At 69.1% G+C, this 22,895-nt stretch carries 24 protein-coding genes; 10 read left to right on the top strand and 14 right to left on the bottom strand.

Annotation, left to right across the window (positions count from 1 at the left end):
• Positions 1 to 7: 7 nt before the first annotated feature.
• The 6 genes from ssuC to AC07O4_RS04550 all read right to left on the bottom strand — a co-directional run bounded on the left by ssuC (position 8) and on the right by AC07O4_RS04550 (position 6,066).
• Positions 8 to 865, bottom strand: a complete 858-nt coding sequence (gene ssuC, locus AC07O4_RS04575) for an aliphatic sulfonate ABC transporter permease SsuC (RefSeq protein WP_159271671.1) — start codon at positions 863 to 865, stop codon at positions 8 to 10.
• Positions 866 to 873: 8 nt separating this feature from the next.
• Positions 874 to 2,043 (bottom strand): FMNH2-dependent alkanesulfonate monooxygenase, encoded by a 1,170-nt coding sequence (gene ssuD, locus AC07O4_RS04570; RefSeq protein ID WP_070060840.1) that lies wholly within the window; start codon positions 2,041 to 2,043, stop codon positions 874 to 876.
• A gap of 152 nt (positions 2,044 to 2,195) precedes the next feature.
• Entirely contained in the window at positions 2,196 to 3,155 is a 960-nt protein-coding gene (locus AC07O4_RS04565) for a sulfonate ABC transporter substrate-binding protein (protein ID WP_495303864.1), read from the bottom strand.
• A 23-nt stretch (positions 3,156 to 3,178) separates the two neighbouring features.
• Positions 3,179 to 4,210 (bottom strand): sulfonate ABC transporter substrate-binding protein, encoded by a 1,032-nt coding sequence (locus tag AC07O4_RS04560; protein WP_495303863.1) that lies wholly within the window; start codon positions 4,208 to 4,210, stop codon positions 3,179 to 3,181.
• 122 nt (positions 4,211 to 4,332) lie between these two features.
• Positions 4,333 to 4,917, bottom strand: a complete 585-nt coding sequence (gene ssuE, locus AC07O4_RS04555; protein ID WP_070060842.1) for an NADPH-dependent FMN reductase — start codon at positions 4,915 to 4,917, stop codon at positions 4,333 to 4,335.
• Positions 4,918 to 5,016: 99 nt separating this feature from the next.
• Complete coding sequence (locus AC07O4_RS04550) at positions 5,017 to 6,066, bottom strand: sulfate ABC transporter substrate-binding protein (protein WP_095948675.1); 1,050 nt, start codon at positions 6,064 to 6,066, stop codon at positions 5,017 to 5,019.
• Positions 6,067 to 6,204: 138 nt separating this feature from the next.
• On the opposite strand from AC07O4_RS04550, the gene AC07O4_RS04545 reads away from it, so the two are divergent.
• From AC07O4_RS04545 to AC07O4_RS04535, 3 genes are read left to right on the top strand one after another with little or no spacing between them, the layout of a single operon-like run.
• Entirely contained in the window at positions 6,205 to 6,480 is a 276-nt protein-coding gene (locus AC07O4_RS04545) for an oxidative damage protection protein (RefSeq protein WP_013541095.1), read from the top strand.
• A gap of 7 nt (positions 6,481 to 6,487) precedes the next feature.
• On the top strand, positions 6,488 to 8,299 hold the full coding sequence (mnmC1, locus tag AC07O4_RS04540) for an FAD-dependent 5-carboxymethylaminomethyl-2-thiouridine(34) oxidoreductase MnmC1 (RefSeq protein WP_495303862.1): 1,812 nt from the start codon (positions 6,488 to 6,490) through the stop codon (positions 8,297 to 8,299).
• A 60-nt stretch (positions 8,300 to 8,359) separates the two neighbouring features.
• The gene (locus AC07O4_RS04535) at positions 8,360 to 9,271 is read left to right on the top strand and encodes a transglutaminase family protein (RefSeq protein WP_223301327.1); all 912 of its coding nucleotides are present in this window, start codon (positions 8,360 to 8,362) and stop codon (positions 9,269 to 9,271) included.
• Positions 9,272 to 9,293: 22 nt separating this feature from the next.
• Here the strand turns inward: AC07O4_RS04535 and AC07O4_RS04530 are convergent, their stop codons facing one another.
• From AC07O4_RS04530 to AC07O4_RS04520, 3 genes are all read right to left on the bottom strand, one after another.
• Entirely contained in the window at positions 9,294 to 10,217 is a 924-nt protein-coding gene (locus AC07O4_RS04530; protein ID WP_095948677.1) for a crotonase/enoyl-CoA hydratase family protein, read from the bottom strand.
• Between the two features lie 100 nt (positions 10,218 to 10,317).
• Complete coding sequence (locus AC07O4_RS04525; protein ID WP_495304022.1) at positions 10,318 to 11,793, bottom strand: sensor histidine kinase; 1,476 nt, start codon at positions 11,791 to 11,793, stop codon at positions 10,318 to 10,320.
• Positions 11,793 to 12,524 carry a response regulator transcription factor gene (locus tag AC07O4_RS04520; protein WP_495303861.1) on the bottom strand — a complete coding sequence of 244 codons (732 nt, stop codon included), beginning with the start codon at positions 12,522 to 12,524 and terminating at the stop codon, positions 11,793 to 11,795. The genes AC07O4_RS04525 and AC07O4_RS04520 overlap by 1 nt, the downstream gene beginning before the upstream one ends.
• A 97-nt stretch (positions 12,525 to 12,621) precedes the next feature.
• Between AC07O4_RS04520 and AC07O4_RS04515 the strand changes: the two genes are divergently transcribed.
• From AC07O4_RS04515 to msrA, 4 genes are all read left to right on the top strand, one after another.
• The gene (locus tag AC07O4_RS04515) at positions 12,622 to 13,245 is read left to right on the top strand and encodes a cytochrome b/b6 domain-containing protein (RefSeq protein WP_495303860.1); all 624 of its coding nucleotides are present in this window, start codon (positions 12,622 to 12,624) and stop codon (positions 13,243 to 13,245) included.
• Positions 13,242 to 14,036 carry a molybdopterin-dependent oxidoreductase gene (locus tag AC07O4_RS04510; RefSeq protein WP_495303859.1) on the top strand — a complete coding sequence of 265 codons (795 nt, stop codon included), beginning with the start codon at positions 13,242 to 13,244 and terminating at the stop codon, positions 14,034 to 14,036. Before AC07O4_RS04515 ends, AC07O4_RS04510 begins: the two co-directional genes overlap by 4 nt.
• A 108-nt stretch (positions 14,037 to 14,144) precedes the next feature.
• Entirely contained in the window at positions 14,145 to 14,396 is a 252-nt protein-coding gene (locus AC07O4_RS04505; RefSeq protein WP_495303858.1) for a pentapeptide MXKDX repeat protein, read from the top strand.
• A gap of 88 nt (positions 14,397 to 14,484) precedes the next feature.
• The gene (gene msrA / locus AC07O4_RS04500; RefSeq protein WP_495303857.1) at positions 14,485 to 15,189 is read left to right on the top strand and encodes a peptide-methionine (S)-S-oxide reductase MsrA; all 705 of its coding nucleotides are present in this window, start codon (positions 14,485 to 14,487) and stop codon (positions 15,187 to 15,189) included.
• Here the strand turns inward: msrA and AC07O4_RS04495 are convergent, their stop codons facing one another.
• The 3 genes from AC07O4_RS04495 to AC07O4_RS04485 all read right to left on the bottom strand — a co-directional run bounded on the left by AC07O4_RS04495 (position 15,190) and on the right by AC07O4_RS04485 (position 18,023).
• Entirely contained in the window at positions 15,190 to 15,747 is a 558-nt protein-coding gene (locus tag AC07O4_RS04495) for a DUF4189 domain-containing protein (RefSeq protein ID WP_495303856.1), read from the bottom strand.
• 69 nt (positions 15,748 to 15,816) lie between these two features.
• Positions 15,817 to 17,112: an acetyl-CoA hydrolase/transferase family protein gene (locus tag AC07O4_RS04490; protein WP_070060853.1), complete on the bottom strand. Its 1,296-nt coding sequence runs from the start codon at positions 17,110 to 17,112 to the stop codon at positions 15,817 to 15,819.
• Between the two features lie 8 nt (positions 17,113 to 17,120).
• Positions 17,121 to 18,023 carry a LysR substrate-binding domain-containing protein gene (locus tag AC07O4_RS04485; RefSeq protein WP_062472551.1) on the bottom strand — a complete coding sequence of 301 codons (903 nt, stop codon included), beginning with the start codon at positions 18,021 to 18,023 and terminating at the stop codon, positions 17,121 to 17,123.
• Between the two features lie 139 nt (positions 18,024 to 18,162).
• Between AC07O4_RS04485 and AC07O4_RS04480 the strand changes: the two genes are divergently transcribed.
• Entirely contained in the window at positions 18,163 to 18,567 is a 405-nt protein-coding gene (locus AC07O4_RS04480) for a RidA family protein (RefSeq protein ID WP_495303855.1), read from the top strand.
• The gene (locus tag AC07O4_RS04475) at positions 18,564 to 19,658 is read left to right on the top strand and encodes an oxidoreductase (RefSeq protein WP_495303854.1); all 1,095 of its coding nucleotides are present in this window, start codon (positions 18,564 to 18,566) and stop codon (positions 19,656 to 19,658) included. Before AC07O4_RS04480 ends, AC07O4_RS04475 begins: the two co-directional genes overlap by 4 nt.
• Here the strand turns inward: AC07O4_RS04475 and AC07O4_RS04470 are convergent.
• Complete coding sequence (locus tag AC07O4_RS04470; protein WP_495303853.1) at positions 19,655 to 20,827, bottom strand: NAD(P)/FAD-dependent oxidoreductase; 1,173 nt, start codon at positions 20,825 to 20,827, stop codon at positions 19,655 to 19,657. The two genes, AC07O4_RS04475 and AC07O4_RS04470, sit on opposite strands and share 4 nt — an antisense overlap.
• Before the next feature lie 77 nt (positions 20,828 to 20,904).
• Here AC07O4_RS04470 and AC07O4_RS04465 point away from each other — a divergent pair, with 77 nt between their 5' ends.
• Positions 20,905 to 21,798, top strand: a complete 894-nt coding sequence (locus tag AC07O4_RS04465) for a LysR substrate-binding domain-containing protein (RefSeq protein ID WP_095745476.1) — start codon at positions 20,905 to 20,907, stop codon at positions 21,796 to 21,798.
• 6 nt (positions 21,799 to 21,804) lie between these two features.
• Here AC07O4_RS04465 and AC07O4_RS04460 read toward each other — a convergent pair whose 3' ends face one another.
• Complete coding sequence (locus AC07O4_RS04460) at positions 21,805 to 22,833, bottom strand: aldo/keto reductase (protein WP_070060858.1); 1,029 nt, start codon at positions 22,831 to 22,833, stop codon at positions 21,805 to 21,807.
• Positions 22,834 to 22,895 lie beyond the last annotated feature (62 nt).

The following is a 22,895-nucleotide window of genomic DNA, read 5'->3' as shown; positions in this document are numbered from 1 at the left end:
CCTGCCCTCATTTCGCCGGCTTCTTCTGGTAGCCCGGGTGCCAGCGCAGCCACCACTGCTCCAGGCCGCGTGCGAACAGGTCGGCCAGCTTGCCGAGCAGCGCGTACAGCAGGATGCCCACCAGCACGATGTCGGTCTGCAGGAACTCGCGGGCGTTCATCGTGAGGTAGCCGATGCCGGCCTGCGCCGAGATGGTCTCGGCCACGATGAGAATCACCCACATCAGGCCCAGCGAGAAACGCAGCCCCACCAGGATCGACGACAGCGCGCCCGGCAGGATCACCTCGCGGTACAGCTGCCAGCGCGACAGGCCGTAGGTGCGGCCCATCTCGATGAGCTGCGGGTCGACGTTGCGGATGCCGTGGAAGGTGTTCAGGTAGATCGGGAAGAACACCGACACCGAGATCAGGAAGAGCTTGGCCGATTCGTCGATGCCGAACCACAGGATCACCAGCGGAATGAGTGCCAGCGCCGGGATGTTGCGCACCATCTGGATGGTGGAGTCGAGCAGCGTCTCGAAGAACTTCACCGAGCCCGTGAGCAGGCCCAGCGCCAGCCCCGCGCCGCCGCCGATGGCCAGCCCCGCGAGCGCACGGCCCGCGCTGACCTTCACGTGCGTCCAGAGCTCGCCGGACACGGTGAGCGACCACGCGGCCTTGACCACGTCCAGCGGCGCCGGCAGCACGCGCGTCGAGAGCCAGCCCAGCGACGAGGCGATCTGCCAGACGACGATCAGCCCCACCGGCACCAGCCACGGGATGAGCCGCTTCGCGACGTTGAGGCCGAAGCCTCGCAGCGCGCTGCCTGCGTCGCTTGTGTTCGATGCCGGCGCCACCGCCGGCAGTTCCTGTACTTGTTCGGTCATGCGTGTCCTCAGCTTTGCGAGACGAGTCGGGAAGGCGCGTCGAGGTTGGCGACGACTTCGCCGAAGGGGCCGCTCAACGAGCCGCCCGCGAGTTGCGTCTTGGCCTTGCGCGAGAGCAGCGGGAACACCAGCTCGGCGAAGCGGTACGCCTCTTCGAGGTGCGGGTAGCCCGAGAAGATGAACTTGTCGATGCCCAGCGCCGCGTACTCCTCGATGCGCGCTGCCACGGTCTTGGCGTCGCCGACCAGCGCCGTGCCCGCGCCACCGCGCACCAGGCCCACGCCGGCCCAGAGGTTGGGCGCAATCTCCAGGTCGGCGCGCCCGCGCTTGGCGCCGCCGGCGTGCAGCGCGGCCATGCGGCGCTGGCCTTCGGAGTCCATGCGCGCAAAGGCGGCCTGGGCGCGCGCGACGGTCTCGTCATCGACACGGCTGATGAGTTCTTCGGCAGCTTTCCAGGCGGCGTCTTCGGTCTCGCGCACGATCACGTGCAGGCGGATGCCGAACTGCACGCTGCGGCCCTGGCGTTCGGCGCGGGCGCGCACGTCGGCGATCTTCTTCGACACTTCCGCGGGCGGCTCGCCCCAGGTCAGGTAGGCATCGACCTGCTCGGCCGCGAGGTCGTGCGCTGCGGCCGACGAGCCGCCGAACCACACGGGCGGATACGGTTTCTGCACCGGCGGGAACAGCAGCCGCGCGCCCTTCACGCTCAGGTGCTTGCCTTCGTAGTCGTAGGTGCCGGTCTCGTGGCTGCGCGCGATGATCTCGCGCCAGATGCGGATGAACTCGGCCGACTGCTCGTAGCGCGCCGCATGGTCGAGGTACACGCCGTCGCCTTCCAGCTCGGCCTGGTCGCCGCCGGTGACGAGGTTCACGAGCAGGCGCCCGCCCGAGAGCCGGTCGAAGGTCGCGGCCATGCGCGCGGCCAGGCTGGGCTGGTGCAGGCCCGGGCGCACCGCCACCAGAAACTTGAGCTTCTTCGTCGCGCCGATCAGGCTGGACGCGATCACCCACGGGTCTTCGCAGGAGCGGCCGGTGGGAATCAGCACGCCTTCATAGCCGAGGTGGTCGGCCGCGCCGGCGATCTGCTGCAGGTACGGCAGGTCGACGGCGCGCGCGCCTTCGCTCGTGCCGAGGTAACGGCTGTCGCCGTGCGTGGGGAGGAACCAGAAGATCTGCATCGGAAACTCTCGATCGTTCGTTGGCTTGCCCGTTCAGACGGCAAGCAGGAAAGGAAGGCGGCGCGCCGCAGCCACGACGCCCCAGGCGCGCGCCGTGATGGCCAGCACCTGGCCGGCGCGTTCGTGCAGCGCAGTCGACAACACGGCGGCCATCACGCGATCCCCGCGCCGGCGGCTTCGAGCACGTTGATCTTTCTGGGGATCAGCTTGAGCGCGAAGAAGGTGTCGGCGATCTGCTGCTGCTCGGCCAGGATGGCCTTGGTGATCGGGCCCGTGCCGTAGGCGGTGCGGCCCTGCGACAGGTCGGCCACGGCCTTGGGCAGGCCCCAGATGGCCGACAGCTCGGTCGCCAGTTCGTTGCGGTGGGCGGCGCCCCACTGGTCGATCTTGTTGACCTCTTCGATCGCGATGGCCAGCACGTCGGCGTTCTTCGCCACGTAGTCGAGCGACGAGAAGTAGTAGGCGCGGTTGCCGACCACGCCCACGGCGTCGGCCAGGATGCGCGCGTCGAGCGACTGCTGCGCGGCGGCCAGGAACGGGTCCCAGATCACCCAGGCGTCGACCGAGCCTTTTTCGAAGGCGGCGCGCGCGTCGGCCGGCGGCAGGTAGACCAGGTTCAGGTCGCTGTAGGCCAGGCCATGCTTCTCGAACAGCTTGACGATGAAGTAGTGGACGTTCGAGCCCTTGTTGAGCGCGATCTTCTTGCCCTTGAGGTCGGCCACGGTCTGGATGGCCGAGCCCTTGGGCACCAGCACCGCCTCGGTCTTCGGGCGCGGCACCGTGGCGCCCACGTAGGCCAGCGGCGCGCCGGCGGCCTGCGCGAAGATGGGCGGCGCTTCGCCGACGTCGCCGAAGTCGATCGAGCCGACGTTCAGCGCCTCGAGCTGCACCGGGCCGGCCGTGAACTCGGTCCACTTCACGGTGGCGCCCAACGGCGCGAGCCGCTTCTCGAGCGTGCCGCGGGCCTTGAGCACGCTCAGGTAGCCCTTCTGGTGGCCGATGCGCAACTGGCGCGCGGGGCTCTGCGCCAGGGCGGCGAACGACGACGGCAGCGCGAGGGCGACGGCCGCGCCCTGGAGCAGGCGACGGCGGGGAATGGCAATGCGGGTCATGGAATGGGGTCCTTCGAATCTGTTCAGGGCTGGGCCGTGACGACCGCGTCGCTGACCTTGATGGGCTTGGGAATGAGCTTCAGCGCGAAGAAGGTGTCGGCGATCTGCTGCTGGTCGGCCGCAACGGCGGCGGTGATCGGCTTCACGTTGAATTCGTAGCGGCGCAGCGCCAGTTCCACCACATCGACGGGCAGGCCCTGCAGTGGCGCGATCAGCTCGGCGGCCTGGCGCAGGTTCTTCTTGAGCCAGATGCCCTGCTCCACCGAATCGGCGAACAGCGCATCGATCACCTGCGGGTGCTTCTTCACGAAGCCGCGCTCACCCAGGTAGTACTGGTAGTTTTTGACCACGTCCGGCGCGCCATCGGCCAGCACGCGGGCGCCGGTGGCTTTCTCGGCGGCGGCCTGGAACGGGTCCCAGATCACCCAGGCATCGACGTTCTTGCTCTCGAAGGCGGCGCGGCCGTCGGCGGGTGCGAGGTACACGGGCTGGATGTCGGAGAGCTTCAGGCCGTTTTTCTCGAGCTGCTTCACGAGCAGGTAGTGCACGTTGCTGCCCTTGTTGAGCGCGACCTTCTTGCCCTTGAGGTCGGCCACGGAGCGGATGGGCGAATCCTTGGTGACCAGGATGGCCTCGGCGCGCGGCGCGGCCGGGTCGTAGCCGAAGTAGACGAACTTCGCCCCCGCGGCCTGCGCGAAGATGGGCGGCGCCTCGCCGACATAGCCCACGTCGACCGCGCCCACGTTCAGCCCTTCGAGCAGCTGCGGGCCGGCCGGGAACTCGACCCACTTCACGCCGAAGCCCAGCGGCGAGAGCTTCTTCTCGAGCGTGCCCTGCGCTTTCTGCAGCACGAACAGGCTGGCCGACTTCTGGTAGCCGATGCGCAGCTCGCCCTTGGGCTTGCCTTGCGCATGCGCCGAGGCGGCGGAGATGAAGCTCACGATGAGCGCGATGGCGGTGACGACGACGGCGCTGATGGCCAGGTCGCGCAGCGCCTGCCAGAAGGAGCGCGGCGCGACTTCGAACACGGAGTCTTCGGGAGCGACGGGGTTCATGCGGAATTCCTTGGTGCAAAAACGTGAGGCAAAGCGATCCCCCGGCCGCGCGCAGGCGGTTTCGAAAAACGGGGAACGGAAAAAGGTCTGGCCGGGGCCGGGTTCAGCGGGGAACCCGGTCGTCAGACGCTACATCGCACACGGGAAAATGGCACCGGCTCGAAGCCGTGAGTGGCTGGCAACTTGAGGCCTTCGGTCGCGAGCACCTCGACGGCCTCGTTCAGTCGCTCCGCCAGGTCGTGGTGCACCTGGTAGGCGTTCTCGGGCGTCAACGCGATCTGCGAATCGCTCGCGTAGACGCCCGGCAGGATGTGGCGCGCCGACAGCGACTGCAGCACGGGCCGCAGTGCGTAGTCGAGCGCAAGCATGTGGTGCGGGCTGCCGCCGGTGGCCAGCGGCAGCACCGTCTTGCCCTTGAGCGCGTTCTGCGAGAGCAGGTCGAGAAAGACCTTCAGCACGCCGCTGTAGGCCGCCTTGTAGACCGGCGTGGCCACCACGATCACACGGGCCGCCGCCACCTGGGCAATGGCACGCTCGATGGCCGGGTGCGCCCACTCGGCCAGCAGCAGCGCCTGCGCCGGCAGGTCACGGATCGCGAGCCGCTCGATGCGCGCATGGCGTTGGGCCAGCCGCTCGCCCACCGCGTCGAGCAAGGCGGTTGAGCGGGACGGGGCCGAGGGGCTGCCGGCAATCAGGAGAACGGACACGAGAAACTTTCGTTGGGCTTCAGGAGAAATTCAGGGCGAAGCGATCCCCGGCGCCCTCCCATGGGGTGCCACCAGCGATCGAATCCGGAACGGCTGCGCTTACTTCTGCTTGGGCGCGTAAATTTGATCGAAGGAGCCGCCGTCGGCAAAGTGCTCCTTGTCGGCCTTCGCCCAGCCGCCGAAGGCCTGGTCGATGGTCACCAGCGTGAGCTTGGGGAACTGCTTGTCGTACTTGGCCTTGGCCTTGTCCGAGGTCGGGCGGTAGAAGTTGCGGCCCGCGATGTCCTGGCCTTCGTCGGAGTACAGGTACTTCAGGTACTCCTCGGCCACGGCGCGCGTGCCCTTCTTGTCGACCACCTTGTCGACCACCGCCACGCTGGGCTCGGCCAGGATGGAAATCGACGGCACGACGATCTCGAACTTCTCGGGGCCGAATTCCTTCAGCGCCAGGAAGGCTTCGTTTTCCCAGGCCAGCAGCACGTCGCCCACGCCGCGCTGCACGAAGGTGATGGTCGAGCCGCGCGCGCCGGTGTCGAGCACGGGCACGTTCTTGTACAGGTTGCCGACGAATTCCTTGGCCTTCGCTTCACCGCCGTACTTGCGCTTGGCGAATTCCCAGGCGGCCAGGTAGTTCCAGCGGGCGCCGCCCGAGGTCTTGGGGTTGGGGGTGATCACCTGCACGCCGGGCTTGACCAGGTCGTCCCAGTCCTTCAGGCCCTTGGGGTTGCCCTTCTTCACCAGGAACACGATGGTCGAGGTGTAGGGGGCGGAGTTGTGCGGCAGGCGCTTTTGCCAGTCGGCCTTGACGAGGCCGCCATGCGTCGCCAGGGCGTCGATGTCGCCGCCCAGCGCCAGCGTGGCCACGTCGGAATCGATGCCGTCGATGATCGAGCGGGCCTGCTTGCCCGAGCCGCCGTGCGACTGCTTGACGCTCACGTCCTGGCCGGTCTTGGCCTTCCAGTACTTGGCGAAGGCCTGGTTGTAGTCCACGTACAGCTCGCGGGTCGGGTCGTACGACACGTTCAGCAGCGTCACGGGGCCCTTGGCCCCCGCCGCGCCCTGCGAAAACGACGGCAATGCCGACAGGGCCAAGGCACCGGCCACGCCGGCACCCAGGGAAAGCTTGATAAAGTCGCGGCGAAGGCTCATGGTGTCTTGCTCTTAAAAAGGCATATCAATGAAGCCACGTATTCTGAATACGACATATAGGAACTGGAACGACCAAGTTTTCAGTTCTTAATAGCCAAATCAACTAAGCAACCGCTTTCCCCCACAAGAGGCAATCAAATGGCACGCATGGTTCAGTGCATCAAGCTCGGCAAAGAGGCCGAAGGACTCGACTTTCCGCCGTACCCCGGCGACCTGGGCAAGCGCCTGTGGGAAAACGTCAGCAAGGAAGCCTGGGCCGCCTGGCTCAAGCAACAAACGATGCTGGTCAATGAAAACCGGCTGAACCTGGCCGACCTGCGCGCCCGCCAGTACCTGGCGCGCCAGATGGAAAAGCACTTCTTCGGCGAAGGCGCCGACGTGGCGCAAGGCTACGTTCCCCCTCCCGCGGCCTGAGTCCGGCGTGGCCGCCGACGGCACCCCGCTCGGCGCGCGCTCCGGCGACGACACCTCCCCCCTCGACAACGACACACCGGCGCTTTCGCGCCGTGTGTTTTTGGACGGCTGCGGCCTGCCCGCCGCGTGGTCCGGGCGCCCGCAATGGCGGATTCTCGAAACCGGCTTCGGGCCGGGCCTTCATTTCCTGACAACCTGGCAGGCCTGGCGCGCCGACCCGCACCGGCCGCGCCTGCTGCATTACGTCGCGGTCGACGCCCATCCGGCACCGGTCGGCGATCTGCTGCGCGCGGCTGCGGCCGATCCGGCGCTGGCGCCGCTCGCTGCGGAACTGGCCCGCCAGTGGGCCGGACTGCTGCCGGGCTTCCACCGGCTGGCCTTCGACGACGGCCGCGTGCTGCTTACGTTGTGCGTGGGCGAGCTGCAGCCGATGCTCCGCGCTCAGCGCTTCGAGGCCGACAGCCTCTTCCTCGACAGTTTCGGCGCGGTGATGGCCTCACCTGACACGCTCAAGGCGGTGTCGCGCTTCGCCCGCCAGGGCACCGGCCTCGCGGCCCGCACCGACGACGACGGGGTGCGCGATGCGCTGGCGCAGAACGGCTTCCAGCTCGACCCGCGCCCCGGCAGCCTGCGCGGCGTGTTCGCGCCCGCCTGGACCGTCCGGCGCCGCCAGCCGGTGCGCGAAGGCGTCGACGCGCCGGGCCATTGCGTGGTGATCGGCGCTGGGCTCGCGGGCGCAGCGGTCGCGGCCAGCCTTGCGCGGCGCGGCTGGCGGGTCACGGTGCTCGATGCGGCCGACACGCCGGCCTCGGGCGCCTCGGGCCTGCCGGTCGGGCTGCTTGCGCCGCATGTGTCGTCCGACGACGCCTTGCTGTCGCGGCTCACGCGCGCCGGCATCCGCGCCACCTGGACCGAACTGGCGCTGCGGCTCGACGCCGGCCGCGATTGGGGCGCTCACGGCTCGCTCGAACGCCGGCCCGACGGCGACGTGCGCGTGCCGCCCGGCTGGAGCGCTCAGGGCCCGAACGAATCCTGGCCCGCACAGCCCGACCAGCTCGCAGCAGCCGGCCTGCCGCCCGACACGCCTGCGCTCTGGCATGCGCGCGCGGCCTGGGTGCGGCCGCACCGGCTGATCTCCGCGTGGCTGGGCCGACCGGGCGTCGAATTCCGGGGCAACTGCCACGTGGCGCGCCTCGCACGCACGGACGGCGGTTGGCAGCTGTTCGACGACGCCGGCGCCTTGCTCGCCGAAGCCGACCGCGTGGTCGTGGCCGCGGGCTTCGCATCGCACCACTTCGCACCCGATCTGCCACTGCAACCCGTGCGCGGCCAGGTCGCCTGGGGCCGCGCAGACCCCGCCGCCCTGCCCGTCACCCCCATCAACGGCGACGGCCACCTGATCGCCGGCGTGCCCGACGGCCAGGCGCCGCAGCCGCTGTGGCTGATCGGCGCCACCTTCGACCGCGACAGCACCGATCTCGCCCCCACCGACGCAGACAGCCTCGCCAACCGCGAACGGCTCGCGCGCCTGCACCCCAGTGCCGCCGCGGCGCTGGCGCCCGCCTTCGAACGTGGAGACACCCACGCCTGGGTCGGCGTGCGCTGCGCCTCGGGCGACCGCCGGCCGCTGGTCGGCCCGCTGGCCCCGGGCGCCGACGACAGCCTCTGGGCCTGCACCGCGCTGGGCTCGCGCGGCCTGAGCTTTGCCACCCTGTGCGCCGAGCTGTTGGCGGCGCAGTGGCATGGCGAGCCGCTGCCCTTGCCCGCGACGCTCGCCAAGGCGCTGGGCACGCAGCGGCTCTGGCCCGGATCGGACTGAATCGGCGCGTTCTGGGTTTCCCGTCACCCGAGGTCACGCGCGCACCGCACAATGCGCGCCATGGCCATCCAGTACGACATCACCCACACCACCGTCTACCGCTACAACAAGCCGGTGACCTTCGGCTTGCACCGCGTGATGTTCCGTCCGCGCGACAGCCACGACCTGCGGGTGCTCGCCACCGACCTGCAGGTGAGCCCGCAGGCCCTCACGCGGCTCATTCAAGACCCGTACTCCAACTCCGTCGCGCTGGTGCAGCCGCTTGGCGAGGCGACCGAGCTGCGCATCGTGTGCTCCTTCACCATCGAGCACGTGCCGCCGTCGCAGCGCGACCTGCTCACGCTCGACCCGTCGGCCGAGTTCCTGCCCTTTGCCTATTCGGTGCAGGAGCGCCTGGACCTGGAGCACTACCTGCGCCCGCACCACAACGACGACGCCAACGGCACGTTGATCCGCTGGGCGCACCAGTTCCTGCACACCGACCAGCCCAACAGCACGCGCGACGTGCTCACGCGCATGAACGCGCACATCGGCCAGAGCTTCGAATACAAGGCGCGCGACGAGGAAGGCACGCAGACGCCGCTGGAGACGCTGGCGCTGGGCAGCGGCAGCTGCCGCGACTACGCGCTGCTGATGATGGAAGCCACGCGCCGCCTCGGTATCGCGACGCGCTTCGTCTCGGGCTACCTCTACGACGCGTCGCTGGACAACGACGCCACCGGGCAGGCGCCCGGCGAATCGGTCACCGGCGCCGGCAGCACGCACGCGTGGCTGCAGGCCTACCTGCCGGGCGCGGGCTGGCTGGCCTTCGACCCCACCAACAACCTCATGGGCAGCGGCCAGTTGATCCGCGTGGGCGTGGCGCGCGACCCCGCGCTGGCGGCGCCCATCTCGGGCAGCTGGTACGGCGACGCCGAGGCCTACGAAGGCCTCGAGGCCACGGTGGTGGTGAAGCGCCGCAAGGGCGGCTGAGCCACCGCGCGATCAGCCTTGCTCAGCCACGCGCAGCCAGCTTCGCCTCGAGCTCGGCGATGCGCGCCCTCGCCTCGTCGCCTTCGGGAATCGGCCGGCCGCTGTCGCGCCACTGCACCGCGCTCTTGAAGCCTTCGGCCTCGGCCTGGCGACGGAACCACATGCCTTCGGGGTTGTGGCGCGTGATGCCGTCGAACACGGTGGCGAACATCTGGGTCTGCTCCAGCCCCATCGAGTGCCAGACCTGGTTGACGACCATCTTGTGCATCATGAGGTGCGAACTGGGCACGCCCGCGATGCGCTGCGCGAGCGCCAGCGTGGCCTCATCGAGCTGCGCCGCGGGCACCGCGAAGTTGGCCAGGCCCCAGTCGGCCGCCTGCGTGCCGGTGATGGTGTCGCCGGTGAACATGAGCTGCTTGGCGCGCAATGCGCCGAGGCGGTAGGTCCACATCGCGGTGGTCGGGCAACCCCACACGCGCGTGGGCATGTAGCCGATGCGCGCGTCGTCGGCCATGGTGAGCAGGTCGCAGCACAGCGCGATGTCGCTGCCGCCGGCCACCGCGTAGCCGTGCACCTTGGCGATGGTCGGCTTGCGGCAGCGCCACAGCGACATGAAGTCTTCGGTGTTGCGCTTCATGGCGGCGTAGTCGAGCATCGGGTCCCACGGCGTTTTCTCCTGCCGGCAGGGATGGTCGCCCTGGCCTTCGCGGCCGTGGCCTTCGGCATAGTCGCCCAGGTCGTAGCCGGCGCAGAAGGCGCGGCCCGCCCCCTCGACCACGATCACATGCACCTCGTCGTCGGCCTCGGCCCATTCGACCGCGCGGCGGATGTCGGTCGGCGTGCTGTCACCGATGGCATTGAGCTTCTCGGGGCGGTTGAGCACGAGGCGCGCGATGCGCGGGTGCTGCGGGTCCTTGTCGATCAGGACGGTCTCGAAAGCGGGCATGGTCGGTGGTCTCCTTCTGTTCTTGGGGGGTGATGCCGCTTCGCTTGTAGCATCGCCCGCCGCCCGCTGGCAAACCCGCCGACCGTCGGCTTCAACGCCTTCAGCGCGCTGTGGCGCCCCCAAGCCGGAACAGGAACACCGCGCCCTTGCCCGGCTGCGGCACGAGCCGGATGTCGCTGCCGTGCAGCTGCAGGATGCGCTGCACGATCATCAGCCCCAGCCCGCCGCCGCGCGCACCGCCATCGGCAAAGGCCGGCCGCGTGAACAGCCCCTTCTGCAGCTCGCCCGGAATGCCCGGGCCGGTGTCGCTCACCTGCACCGCCACGCCGGCGTCGGATGGGCGCAGGCGCACCTCGATCTCGCCGCCGGCCGGCGTGTGGCGGATGGCGTTGTCCAGCAGGTTGGTCAGCACGCGCTCGATCATGCCGAGGTCGGCCGACACCACGGGCAGGTTCGGCGCGATGTCGGGCTTGAGCTGCTGGTGCCGCGCCTCGGCCGCGAGTTCGAACTTCTGGAACACGTCCTGCACGAGGTCGGCGAGCGCGAAGTTTTCTTTCTCGGGCTTGACCACGCCGTACTCGAGCCGCGCCAGCTCGAACACCTCCTGCGCGAGCCGGCCCACCTTGCGGCTCTGGCCGAGCGCGATCTCCAGGTAGCGGCGGCGCTCTTCTTCGCTGAGCGTGCCGGCCTTGAGCAGCAGCGTCTCGAGGTAGCCGTGCAGCGATGTGAGCGGCGTGCGCAGGTCGTGCGAGATGTTGGCGAAGAGTTCGCGGCGCTGGCGGTCCTGCAGGCTGAGTTCGCGCCACTGCTCGGCGATGCGGCGCGTCATCTGCGCAAAGGCCTGCTGCAGCTGCGCGATCTCGTCGTCGGCGTGGCGCGGCGGCGCGGGCATGGGCGCCTCGCGCTCCAGCGCCGCGATGCCCTCGGCCTCGAAACGCCGCACCGCCGCCGTCAGCTCGCGCAGCGGCCGCGTGATGAGGCGGAACGCCACCAGCCCGGCGATGAGCCCCAGCAGCGCCACCAAGGCCATCGACCACAGCGTGGTGCGCAGCACGGTGTCGGTCGACAGGTTGGCGGCCAGTGCGTCGTGGTCTTCGCCTTGCAGCACCACGTACACGTAGCCGGCATCGCGCCCGCCCATGCGCAGCGGCGCGGCGCTGAAGACCTTGGCGCCGTCGGGGCTGCGCGGGTCGTCGCCCGCGATGGGCAGGCGCTCACCGGCCAGCAGCCGGCGGATGGGGCCGAGCGCCACCTTGTCGCGCTTGAGGTGCCCGGGCGGTGCGGCCTGGGCCTCGATGTGGCCGTCGGGCCCCAGCACGTAGACCTCGACGCTGGGGTTGACGGTCATGAGCTTGTCGAACAGGTCTTTCACCGCCACCGGGTCGAGGCCGCTCGGCTTCATGAGTTCGGTGTTCTGCGCGATGTGGGCCGCGAGCCCCAGCGACAGGCGCTGCGTCACCTCTTGCGCGTGCTGCGCGCCGGCGCGCATCTGCAGCCACGCCGAGGCGCCGCAGCAGGCCAGCAGCAGCACCGCGAACGCGATCGACAGCCGCCGCGAGAGCGTGGCCCAGGCCATCATGGAAGGTCGTCCTTCGGTGCAGCATCGTCCGCCGCGAGCTTGTAGCCGCGCCCCCACACCGTGAGGATGCGCCGCGGCGCGGCCGGGTCGGCCTCGACCTTGGTGCGCAGCCGGTTGATGTGCGTGTTGACCGTGTGTTCGTAGCCGTCGTGCTGGTAGCCCCAGACCTGGTTGAGCAGATCGAGGCGCGAGAACACCTTGCCGGGATGGCGCGCAAAGAAATACAGCAGGTCGAACTCGCGCGGCGTGAGCTCGATCGGCTTGCCGTCGACGCGCACCTCGCGCGCCAGCGGCTCGATGTCGAGGTTGCCCAGCGTGAGGCTGCCTGACTCCAGCCGCGCGTTGCGCGCCAGCGCGTCGGTGCGCCGCAGCAGCGCCTTCACGCGCGCCACCAGTTCCAGCACCGAGAAGGGCTTGGCCAGGTAGTCGTCGGCGCCCAGTTCGAGCCCGAGGATGCGGTGCACCTCGCTCGAGCGCGCGCTCACGATGATGATGGGCGTGTAGCGCGCCATGGCACGGGCGCGGCGGCAGATTTCGAGGCCGTCGATGCCGGGCAGCATGAGGTCGAGCACCAGCGCGTCCCACTGGCCGCGCTCCAGCGCGCGCAGGCCCGCGTTGCCGTCGGCGGCGTGTTCGACCGCATAGCCCTCGTCGCGCAGGTGCATGCGCAGCAGCTCGGCAATGTGGGCGTCGTCCTCGACGATCAGCACGCGTTTGGCGGTGTCCATGGCCGCGATTGTCCCGCGAGACGCCCCTCGGAGTTATCACGAATCTTTGAACTTTGCGTGATGAATCGGCGAGGGGGTGCGCCCAACAATCCGGCCCATGCAGACACGCGCCGCTCCCGACCACCGACCGATCCACCCGCTGTGGATGCGCGTCACGCACTGGCTCAACGCGCTGGCCGTGCTGGTGCTGGTGACCAGCGGCTGGCGCATCTACAACGCGGCGCCCTTCCTTGCCTTTCGCTTTCCGGCCTCGATCACGCTGGGCGGCTGGCTCGGCGGCGCGCTGCAGTGGCACTTCGCGGCGATGTGGCTGCTGGTGTTCAACGGGCTCGTCTACCTGGTGCTGAACCTGGCCAGCGGGCGCTTCGCGCGCAAGTTCTTCCCGCTCACGCCGGCCGGCCTCTGGCGCGATGCGCGGGCCGCGCTCGGCGGCAAGCTCTCGCATGCCGACCCGCGCCACTACAACCATGTGCAGAAGCTCGCCTACCTGTTCGTGATCGTCGATCTGGTCGCGATCGTGCTGTCGGGGCTGGTGCTGTGGAAGTCGGTGCAGTTTCCACTGCTGCGCGAGCTGCTGGGCGGCTACGAAGCCGCGCGCCGCGTCCACTTCGTGGCGATGGCCGCCCTGGTGGCTTTCGTTGCCGTGCACCTCGTGATGGTGGCGCTCGTGCCCCGCACCCTGCTCACCATGCTGCGCGGTCGCGCGCCCCACACCCCATGAGCTTCCTTTTCAAACGCCCTCCCCTGGTTGGTGTCGACGGCGACGCCGTGGTGCGCGAAGCCCGCGCCCTCATCGAGCGCCGGCTCGACGCCCCCTCGCGCCGCCTGTTCCTGCGCCGTTCGCTGACGCTGGGCGGCCTGTCGATGCTCACCGGCTGCAGCATCAGCGACGACAGCCACGTGGAAGCGGCGCTCTCGAAGGTCTCGCGCTTCAACGACGAGGTGCAGGGCTGGCTCTTCAGCCCGACGCGGCTGGCGCCGACCTACACCGAAGCCGAGATCACGCGCCCCTTTCCGTTCAACGCCTACTACGGCGAGGACGAGGTCCGCGAGGTCGACGAAGCCACCTACCGCCTCGAAGTGAGCGGCATGGTCGCCGACAAGCGCCGCTGGACACTCGCCGAGCTGCGCGCCCTGCCACAGCAGGACCAGATCACGCGCCACATCTGCGTCGAAGGCTGGAGCGCCATCGGCAAGTGGGGCGGCGTGCGCTTTGCCGATTTCCTGCGCCACGTCGGCGCGGACCTGAGCGCGAAGTACGTCGGCTTCCAGTGCGCGGACGACTACCACACCAGCATCGACATGCCCACCGCGCTGCACCCGCAGACGCTGCTGACGCTGAGCTACGACGGCCAGCCGCTGCCGCCGAAGTACGGCTTCCCGATGAAGCTGCGCATGCCGACCAAGCTTGGCTACAAGAACCCGAAGCACATCCAGGCGATGTACGTGACCAACACCTATCCCGGTGGCTACTGGGAAGACCAGGGCTACAACTGGTTCGGAGGGAGCTGAAGGGCTGCCACAGCCGCTCGACTGCCGAAGAAAGCGCGAGGCCGAATTCCGACAGGGAACCAGGCCGATCTCGACAACAAGACCCAACCTCAACTCAGGAAGACCGAAATGAACAAGCTCACCGCCACCCTCCTCGCCACCTGCATGGCCTTCGCCGGCGCCTCGGCCTTGGCCGCGGACGACATGGCCAAGGACGGCATGAAGAAGGACAGCATGGCCAAGGACGGGATGAAGAAAGACGCCATGGGCAAGGACGCCATGAAGAAGGACGGCATGGCCAAAGATGGCATGAAGAAAGACACCATGGCCAAGGACGAAATGAAGAAGGACGCGATGGGCAAGGACGAGATGAAGAAGTAAGCCTCTTTCTCTGCCCGGCCCGCCGCCATTGACGGCCGGCGGGATCGGGATCACTGTCCCTTTCCTGCGCTCCCTACGAAAGACCGCCATGAAATCCTTCGCCATCGCCGCCGGCACGCTCGCCGCCGCCGCTTTCGCCTGGCACGCGGCCCCCTCCTTCGCCGAGACCGCGCGCCGCGTGCCCGCGCCCACGGTCGACCTCACCGCACCCGCAGGCGCCACCACCGCCACCGCCGTGTTCGCAGGCGGCTGCTTCTGGGGTGTGCAGGGCGTGTTCCAGCGCGTCGAGGGCGTGAGCAATGCGCTCTCGGGCTACGCGGGCGGCGAGGCCCGCACCGCACGCTACAACGAGGTCGGCTCGGGCCGCACCGGCCATGCCGAAGCCGTGCGCATCAGCTACGACCCACGCAAGGTCAGCTACGGCAAGCTGCTGCAGATCTATTTCTCGGTGGCGCACGACCCGACCCAGCTCAACCGCCAGGGCCCCGACACCGGCCCGCAGTACCGCTCCACCGTGTTCGCCGAAAACGCCGACCAGGCCCGCATCGCCAACGCCTACATCGCCCAGCTGAACCAGGCCAAGACCTTCGGCAACAAGCCGCTGGCGACCACGGTCGAGGTGTCCAAGCCCTTCTATGCGGCGGAGGACTACCACCAGGACTACCTCACGCTGCACCCGAACCAGCCCTACATCGCGATCCACGACCTGCCGAAGATCGACGACCTGAAGAAGCTGTTCCCCGAGAGCTACAAGGCCACGCCGTCGCTGGTGCGGGCGGCCAAGGCCAGCTGATCAGCGATTGACGACCAGCGCGTTGCAGCGCGCGGTAACGACCTTGCAGTCCTTCGCGTGCGCGGAGCACTCCGCCATCGCTTCCGCCTGCGCCGCGCTTTGCAGCTTGTTGGCCTTCATCGACAGCACGTTGCGGCCCATCACGACCACGCCGCATCCTTCCTGCCAGGTCAGCGTCATGCTGCGGCAGCCGGTGGCGGTGCCGCCGTTGCCCACGCACTGGGCGATGGCGTTGTTTTCGGCATCGGCCTGGGTCGCCCGGTTGTCGACCCCGCCGAAGGCGCCCTTCGACTTGTCGATGACGTACGCGCCCCATTTGTACGAGAAGGTGGGGTCGGGCGGCGGCGGCGCCAGGTACTCGTCGGGGTCGCTGTAGCGGCCCGTGCCGCCGGGCATCACAGGCACGGTGTCCCGGGGCGGCGGCCGGCTGTTGTGGGGCCAGCCCGGCGCGTTCGGTGGCGGGCATCCCGGCTGGCCCGGGCCGCTGCAGGCGAACGCCTGGCCGGACAGCACGCAGGCCGCGCCGAGCAGGAAAAGATATCGCAAGGAGATGCTCATCGCAGCGAATGTAGCCGCCGCCCGGACCGCACAGGAGTGCCCTAAGTCACGCCCTGCCCCCTGCAAAACTCAAAGCAGTTTGGCCTGCTTCGCCTGCTCCGTCAGCTCCGCCCGGAAGTTCGGGTGCGCAATCGCGATCAGCTCCTGCGCGCGCTGCTTGGCCGACTTGCCGCGCAACTGCGCCACGCCGTACTCGGTGACGACGTAGTTGATGTCGTTCTTGCTCGTGCTCACATGCGTGCCGGGCGACAGCGAGGGCACGATGCGCGAGATGGTGTCGTCCTTGGCCGTCGAAGGCAGCACGATGAAGGCCTTGCCGCCGCGCGAGCGGTTGGCCGCGCGCACGAAGTCCGACTGCCCGCCCGTGCCCGAGTACGGCGCGTGGCCCAGGCTCTCGGAGCCGCACTGGCCCAGCAGGTCGATCTGCATGGTGGCGTTGATGGCGATGAGGTTGTCGTTCAGCCCCGCCAGCGCCGGGTCGTTGGTGAAATTGACCGGATGCATCTCCAGCCCCGGGTTGCGGTCCATGAAGCGGTACAGCTTGTTCGATCCCAGCGCGAAGGTCGCGACCGACTTGCCGGGCAGGTAGTTCTTGCGGCGGTTGGTGACCGCGCCGCTTTCCACCAGCGTAAGGATGCCGTCACCGATCATCTCGGTGTGGATGCCCAGGTCGCGCTTGCCCGTGAGCTGCATCACCACCGCGTCGGGAATGCCGCCGTAGCCGATCTGCAAGGTGGCGCCGTCGTCGATCAGGTCGGCCACGTGCTTGCCGATGGCTTCCTGCACCGGGCCGATCTTCGGCAGGCCGACTTCCATCACCGGCTCGCTGCTCTCGACCAATGCCGCCACCTGCGAGATGTGCACGTGGCAGTTGCCGTGCGCATAGGGCACGTTGGGGTTCACCTCGAGCACGACCGCGCGGGCCTTCGCCACGGCGGCCATCGTGTAGTCGGGGCCCAGGCTCAGCGCGAAGTAGCCGTGCGCGTCCATCGGCGAGGCCATGCTGAACACCACATCGGCCGCGATCTGCCCGCGCTCGATCTGCGCCGGGATCTCGGAGAAGTAGTTGGGAATGAAGTCGATCCAGCCGGCCTGCCCGCCCGCGCGCGTGGCACCGCCGAAGAACAGCGCGACGTGGCGCACGTGCTCGACCGTCTCGGGGTCGATGTAGGCGTACTTGCGCATCGCCAAAATCTGCGCCACCTTCACGTCGCGGAAGTCGCGGCGCTGCTCGGACAAGGCCGTGAGCAGCGAGGGCGGCTCGCCGACGCCCGTGGGCACGATGATCATGTCGCCGTTGCGCACCTGGCGCACGGCATCGGCGGCGGAAACGCGCTTTTGCGCGTACAGGGTCTGGGCAGTCATGCCTGCCACTATGCCTTCTTTTCGCCGCCGCCGAACTCGCGGTGCACCCAGTCGCGCAGCACGGCCGTGGCGGGCCGGGTGGCTGCGCGCGGGCTGTAGACCAGGTCGTAGCGGTAGCTCTCCACCGACAGTTCGAAGGGCTGCACCAACAGGCCCGACGCCAGCTCGTCGGCCACCAGCGCCAGGCTCAGCAGGCCGACGCCCTGCCCCGCGACCGTGGCCTGCACCGCGTGGATCTCTTCGGTGAACGACAGGCCGGCCTGCGCATCGACGTCGGTGCGGCCCGCGCGCGCGAGCCAGGTGCGCCACACCGGCGCCAGCGTTTCGTCGCGCCCCGCACGCCCCCATTCGAAATGGATCAGCGAGACGGCCTTCAGGTCCTGCCGCGCGGCGACCGCCAGCGCGGGGCTGCAGACCGGCGCGTAGTGGTCCTGGAACAGCGGCTCGACGACCAGGTCGGCGTAGCGGCCGTTGCCATAACGAATCGCCGCGTCGGCCTCGGTGTCGAGGTCGACGACCTGGTTGGTGGCGTCCAGCCGCAGCGTCCATTCGGGGTGCAGGTCGCGGAAGGTGCCCGCGCGCGGCGCCAGCCGCCGGGCCATGAAACCGACGGTGGACGACAGCGTGGCGATGCGCGTGCCCTTCAGGCGGCGCACGCCGTCGACGGCGCGCTCGAAGCTGTCGAAGCCGTCGCGCAGCGCGGGAAACAGCTGGTGCCCGGCGGCCGTCAGGTGCACCTGCCGCGTGCCGCGTTCGAACAGGCGCACCTCGAGCGTTTCCTCGAGCTGCTTGATCTGGTGGCTGACGGCGGTGGGCGTGACGTGCAGTTCGTCGGCGGCGGCCTTGAAGCTCAACCGGCGGGCCGCGGCCTCGAACACGCGCAGTGCGCCCAGGGGAGGAAGTCTTCGCATGCAGACAGATTAGCTCAACTCATCCATTGACTGAAAAATCAGCCTTTGTCGGGCGCCCTCTTCATCCCTAAATTTCAGGGGTCGCGGGAAAAAACCACTTCCACGGCTGATCTGAAATTCACCATCAAAGGCACCTGTCATGCAACTCCAACCCAAGCAAATCCACACGCAGCCTGACCCCTACGCGCCCTTTCTGCTGTCGCAGGCCATCCAGCTCGGCAACCTGGTCTTCGTGTCCGGCCAGGCCGCGATCGGCGACGACGGCGAGATCGTCGGCAAGGGCGACTTCGACCGCCAGGCCGAGCAGGCCTTCAAGAACCTCGACCGCGTGCTGCGGGCCGCCGGCACGGGCCTGGGCAACGTGGTCAAGGTGACGATCTTCCTGACCTCGATGGCGAACTTTCCGAAGATCGTCGAACTGCGCCGCCAGTGGTTCTCCACGCCCTACCCGGCCGACACCATCGTCGAGGTCTCGGGCCTGTACTCGCCCGACGCGATGATCGAGATCGAGGCCATCGCCGTCGCGCCCGGAGACGCCCGATGAGCACGCCGCTGCTCGCGCCAGCGAAGCTGCACGGCCTGCAGCTGCCCAACCGGCTCGCCGTGGCGCCGATGACGCGCGTCAGCGCCTCGCCCGAGGGCCACGCCAACGGCACCATGGCCCGCTACTACGAGCGCTTTGCGCGGGGCGGCTTCGGGCTCGTCATCACCGAAGGCATCTACACCGACACGGCGTACGCGCAAGGCTATGCCCGCCAGCCCGGCCTGAGCGACGGCGAGCAAGCCCGCGCATGGCGCCCGGTGGTGAAGGCGATCCAGGGCGCGGGCGGGCGCGCCATCGCGCAGCTCATGCATGCGGGTGCGCTGTCGCAGTTCAACCGCTTTCGCGACCACACGGCGGGGCCGTCGGCCGTTCGCCCGCTGGGCACGCAGATGACGGCCTACCGCGGCGAAGGCGAATACCCGGTGCCCCGCGCGATGACCGATGCCGACATCGCCGAGGCGATTCGCGGCTTCGCCCGGGCCGCGGTGCTGGCGATGGAAGTGGCGGGCTTCGACGGCGTGGAGATCCACGGCGCGAACGGCTACCTGCTCGACCAGTTCCTGAGCGGCCACACCAACACGCGCACCGACCGCTGGGGCGGCGCCCTCGCGCAGCGCGTGCAGCTCACGGTCGAGGTGGCGCGTGCCGTGCGGCAGATGCTGGGCGCATCGGCGCCGCTCGGCGTGCGCATCTCGCAAGGCAAGGTCAACGACTTCGGCCACAAGTGGCCGGAGGCTGAAGCCGGCGCGTCGACGGTGTTCGGGGCTTTGGCGCACAGCGGCATCGACTACCTGCACGTCACCGAGTTCGAAGCCTGGCGACCGGCCTTCGGCGATGCGGGGCCGAGCCTGCTGCAGCTTGCGCGCCGCCATGCGCCCGGCCTCGCAATCGTCGCCAACGGCGGCCTGCACGACCCGGGGCGCGCCGAAGCGGCGCTTGCGGACGGCGCCGACTTCGTGGCGCTGGGACGCGGCGCGCTGTCGAACCCCGACTGGCCGAAGCGGTTGAAGGAAGGCCGCACGCTCGCCGCCTTCGACCCGGCGCTGCTGTCGCCCGTGGGGGACATCAAGCCGGCGGAGCAGCAACCCTAGATGATGTTCTTCTCGCGCAGCGGCCGGTTCTCGAGGATGCGCGCAAACGACAGCGGCGACAGGTCGAGGCTGCGGTAGCCGCCGAAGCGGATCAGCTCCGCGATGCCGCGCCCCGCCGCCGGGCACTGCTGCAGCCCGTGGCCCGAGAAGCCGTTCGCGAAGTAGAGGTTGTCGCAGTCCGGGTGCAGGCCGAGGATCGCGTTGTGGTCGAACAGGTTCATCTCGTAGTAGCCGGCCCAGGCGCCCGTCATGCGGACGGCTTCGAAGGCTGGGATGCGTTCGGCCAGCGCCGGCCAGATGAAATTCTCGAAGGCCTCGTGGTCGACTTCGAGCGGCGCGTCGTCGGGGTCCCGGTCTTCGGGCGGCGCAAAGCCGCAGATGAACTGGCGACCTTCGGGCCGCAGCCAGATGCCGGAGGTGTCGATCACCAGCGGGCAACCGGGCAAGGCGCTCGGGCATGAAAAGCTGAACACGCTGCGCCGTCGCCCGTGCACCGGCAGCGCGATACCCGCCCACTGCGCGACCGGCGCCGCCCACGCGCCCGCCGCGTTGACGACGATGTCCGCATGCAGCGTGTCGGCGCCGTCGAGCTGCACGCCGGTGACGCGGCGGCCTTCGCGCTGCAGGCCCGTCGCCTGCGCCTGCACATAGCGCACGCCTTGCGACACCGCCTTCTTGCGAAAGGCCTGCAGCAGGCTGTAGCCGTCGTACCAGCCCTCGCCCGAAAGGCCGAGCGATGCCAGCGCGATGCCCTCGGTCGAGAGCCACGGGAAGCGCGCCTTCAGCTCCTCGGGCGTCAGCAGCGCCACGTCCACCGCATGCGCCTTCTGCATCGCGTGGTTCTCGCGCAGCACGTCGACGCCTGCCGGCGAGGCCAGGTACAGGTAGCCCGGCTCGACCAGGCCGATGTCCGGCACGCCATCGCCCACGCGCAGGGTCGCGCCCAGCGTGCGGAAAAAGTCGATGCCGTAGAGCGACATCTCGATGTTGATGGCGGTGGAGAACTGCTGCCGGATCGAGCTGGCCGACAGCGCCGACGAGGCCTGCCGGTACGAGAAGTCGCGCTCCACCACCGTGATGTCGAAGGCCTCGCCCGTCGGGTCGGCGCCCAGGAAGTACGCGATGGCCGAGCCGATGGCCCCGCCGCCGATGATCGCCACACGCCGCATGTAATGCCTTTCCGTGTCTTCGATGTGCGGGCCCGGTTCGTTGCCCGGGCCGCGCACGCTCCCGCCAGAATAGCGCGATGAGAAAAGACATTCCCAACCTCGGCGCGCTGCAGGCCTTCGAGGCCTCGGCGCGCCTGGGGAGCTTCACCCGCGCGGCGACCGAGCTGGCGCTCACGCAAAGCGCCGTCGGGCGCCAGGTGGCGATGCTGGAGCAGCGCCTGGGCGTGCCGCTGTTCTCGCGCGTGCGCAAGCGGCTGACGCTCACCGACGTGGGCCGCGAGTACGCCGCGCGCATCCGCCGCCACCTCGACCAGATCCGCCGCGACACGCTGGAGATCAGCGCCGGCCACGAGATGGGCTTCGTGCTCGAACTGGCCGTGGTGCCGACCTTCGCCACGCAATGGCTCATTCCGCGGCTGCCCGATTTCAGCCGGCTGCACCCGAACATCACGGTGAACCTGTCGGCGCGCTCGCAGCCCTTCTCGTTCCAGGAAAACGCCTACGACGCGGCGATCTACTTCGGCGACCAGTTCTGGCCGAACACGCGCGGCGGGCTGATCTTTTCCGAAGGCGAGATGGTGCCCATCTGCAGCCCCGCGTTCCGCGACGCGCAGGCCCGGTGGGACGAAGCCGGCTTCGAGCGCTGCCGCCACGTGCACCTGAGCACGCGCGCCCATGCCTGGCGCGACTGGTACGCGCAGCAGGAATGGGAATACACGGTGCACGCCTCGCGCGGGCCGCGCTACGAACTGTTCACCATGGTGGTGGCCGCCGCGGCGGCGGGCATGGGCGTGGGGCTGGCGCCGCGCATCCTGGTCGAGCAGGAACTGCGCACCGGCGAACTCGTGATCCCGGTGGACCGGCACCTGGACGTGCACCAGGGCTACTACTTCGCGTACCCCGAAGGCCGGCCGGCTTCCGGGGCGCTGGAGCACTTCAAGCAGTGGGTGCTGGGGCTGACACCCGACTGAACCCGGTCAGACGGGGTTCGGGTTGCGTTCCTTGAAGCCCTGCTGGTGCCAGTACGGGTAGGTGCGCGTCGTCGCGCTGGCCGCGTCGAGCTCGGCCACCTGCGCCGGCGTGAGGTTCCAGCCCACCGCACCGAGGTTCTGGCGCAGCTGCGCTTCGTCGCGCGCGCCGACCACCACGCTGGACACCGTCGGGCGTTGCAGCAGCCAGTTGAGCGCGACCTGCGGCACCGTCTTGCCGACTTCGGCGCCGACTTTTTCGAGTGCCTCCACCACGCGGTACAGCAGCTCGTCGGGCACGGGCGGGCCCATGTCGGCCGTCACGTGCAGGCGGCTGTTGGCGGGCAGCGGCTGGCCGCGGCGGATCTTGCCCGTGAGCCGGCCCCAGCCCAGCGGGCTCCAGACCACCGCGCCCACGCCCTGGTCTTGCGCCAGCGGCATCAGCTCCCACTCGTACTCGCGCCCGACCAGCGAGTAGTAGGCCTGGTGCGCCACGTAGCGCGCATAGCCGCGCTGCTCCGACACCGCCAGCGACTTCATGAGGTGCCAGCCCGAGAAGTTCGACGCGCCCACATAGCGCAGCTTGCCCGCCCGCACGAGGTCGTCGAGCGTGGAGAGCGTTTCTTCCACCGGCGTGCTGGCGTCGAAGCCGTGCAGCTGGAACAGGTCGATGTAGTCGGTGCCCAGCCGTTTCAGCGACGCATCGACCGCCTGCACGAGGTGGTGACGCGACGAGCCCACGTCGTTCGGCCCCTCGCCGCTGCGGAAGGTGGCCTTGGTCGAGATCAGCAGCCGATCGCGCGGCCGGCCTTTGATCGCCTCGCCCAGCACCGATTCGGCGGCGCCGCCCGAGTAGATGTCGGCGCTGTCGAACATGTTCACGCCGGCGTCCATGCAGATGTCGATGAGCGTGCGCGCCTCGGCCACGTCGGTGCTGCCCCATGCGCTGAAAAACTCGCCCTTGCCGCCGAAGGTGCCGGTGCCGAAGCTCAGCACGGGGACCTTGAGGCCTGATTTGCCCAGATGACGGTATTCCAAAGTTCTACTCCTTGAATCGAACGAACAGACGAACCAGATGAATGACGCGGCCATTGTTGGCC

The organism is Variovorax sp. GW821-FHT09D04, from assembly GCF_059416405.1.
Note: the sequence above shows the minus strand (reverse complement) of the source record. Positions and strands in the feature narration are given on the sequence as shown.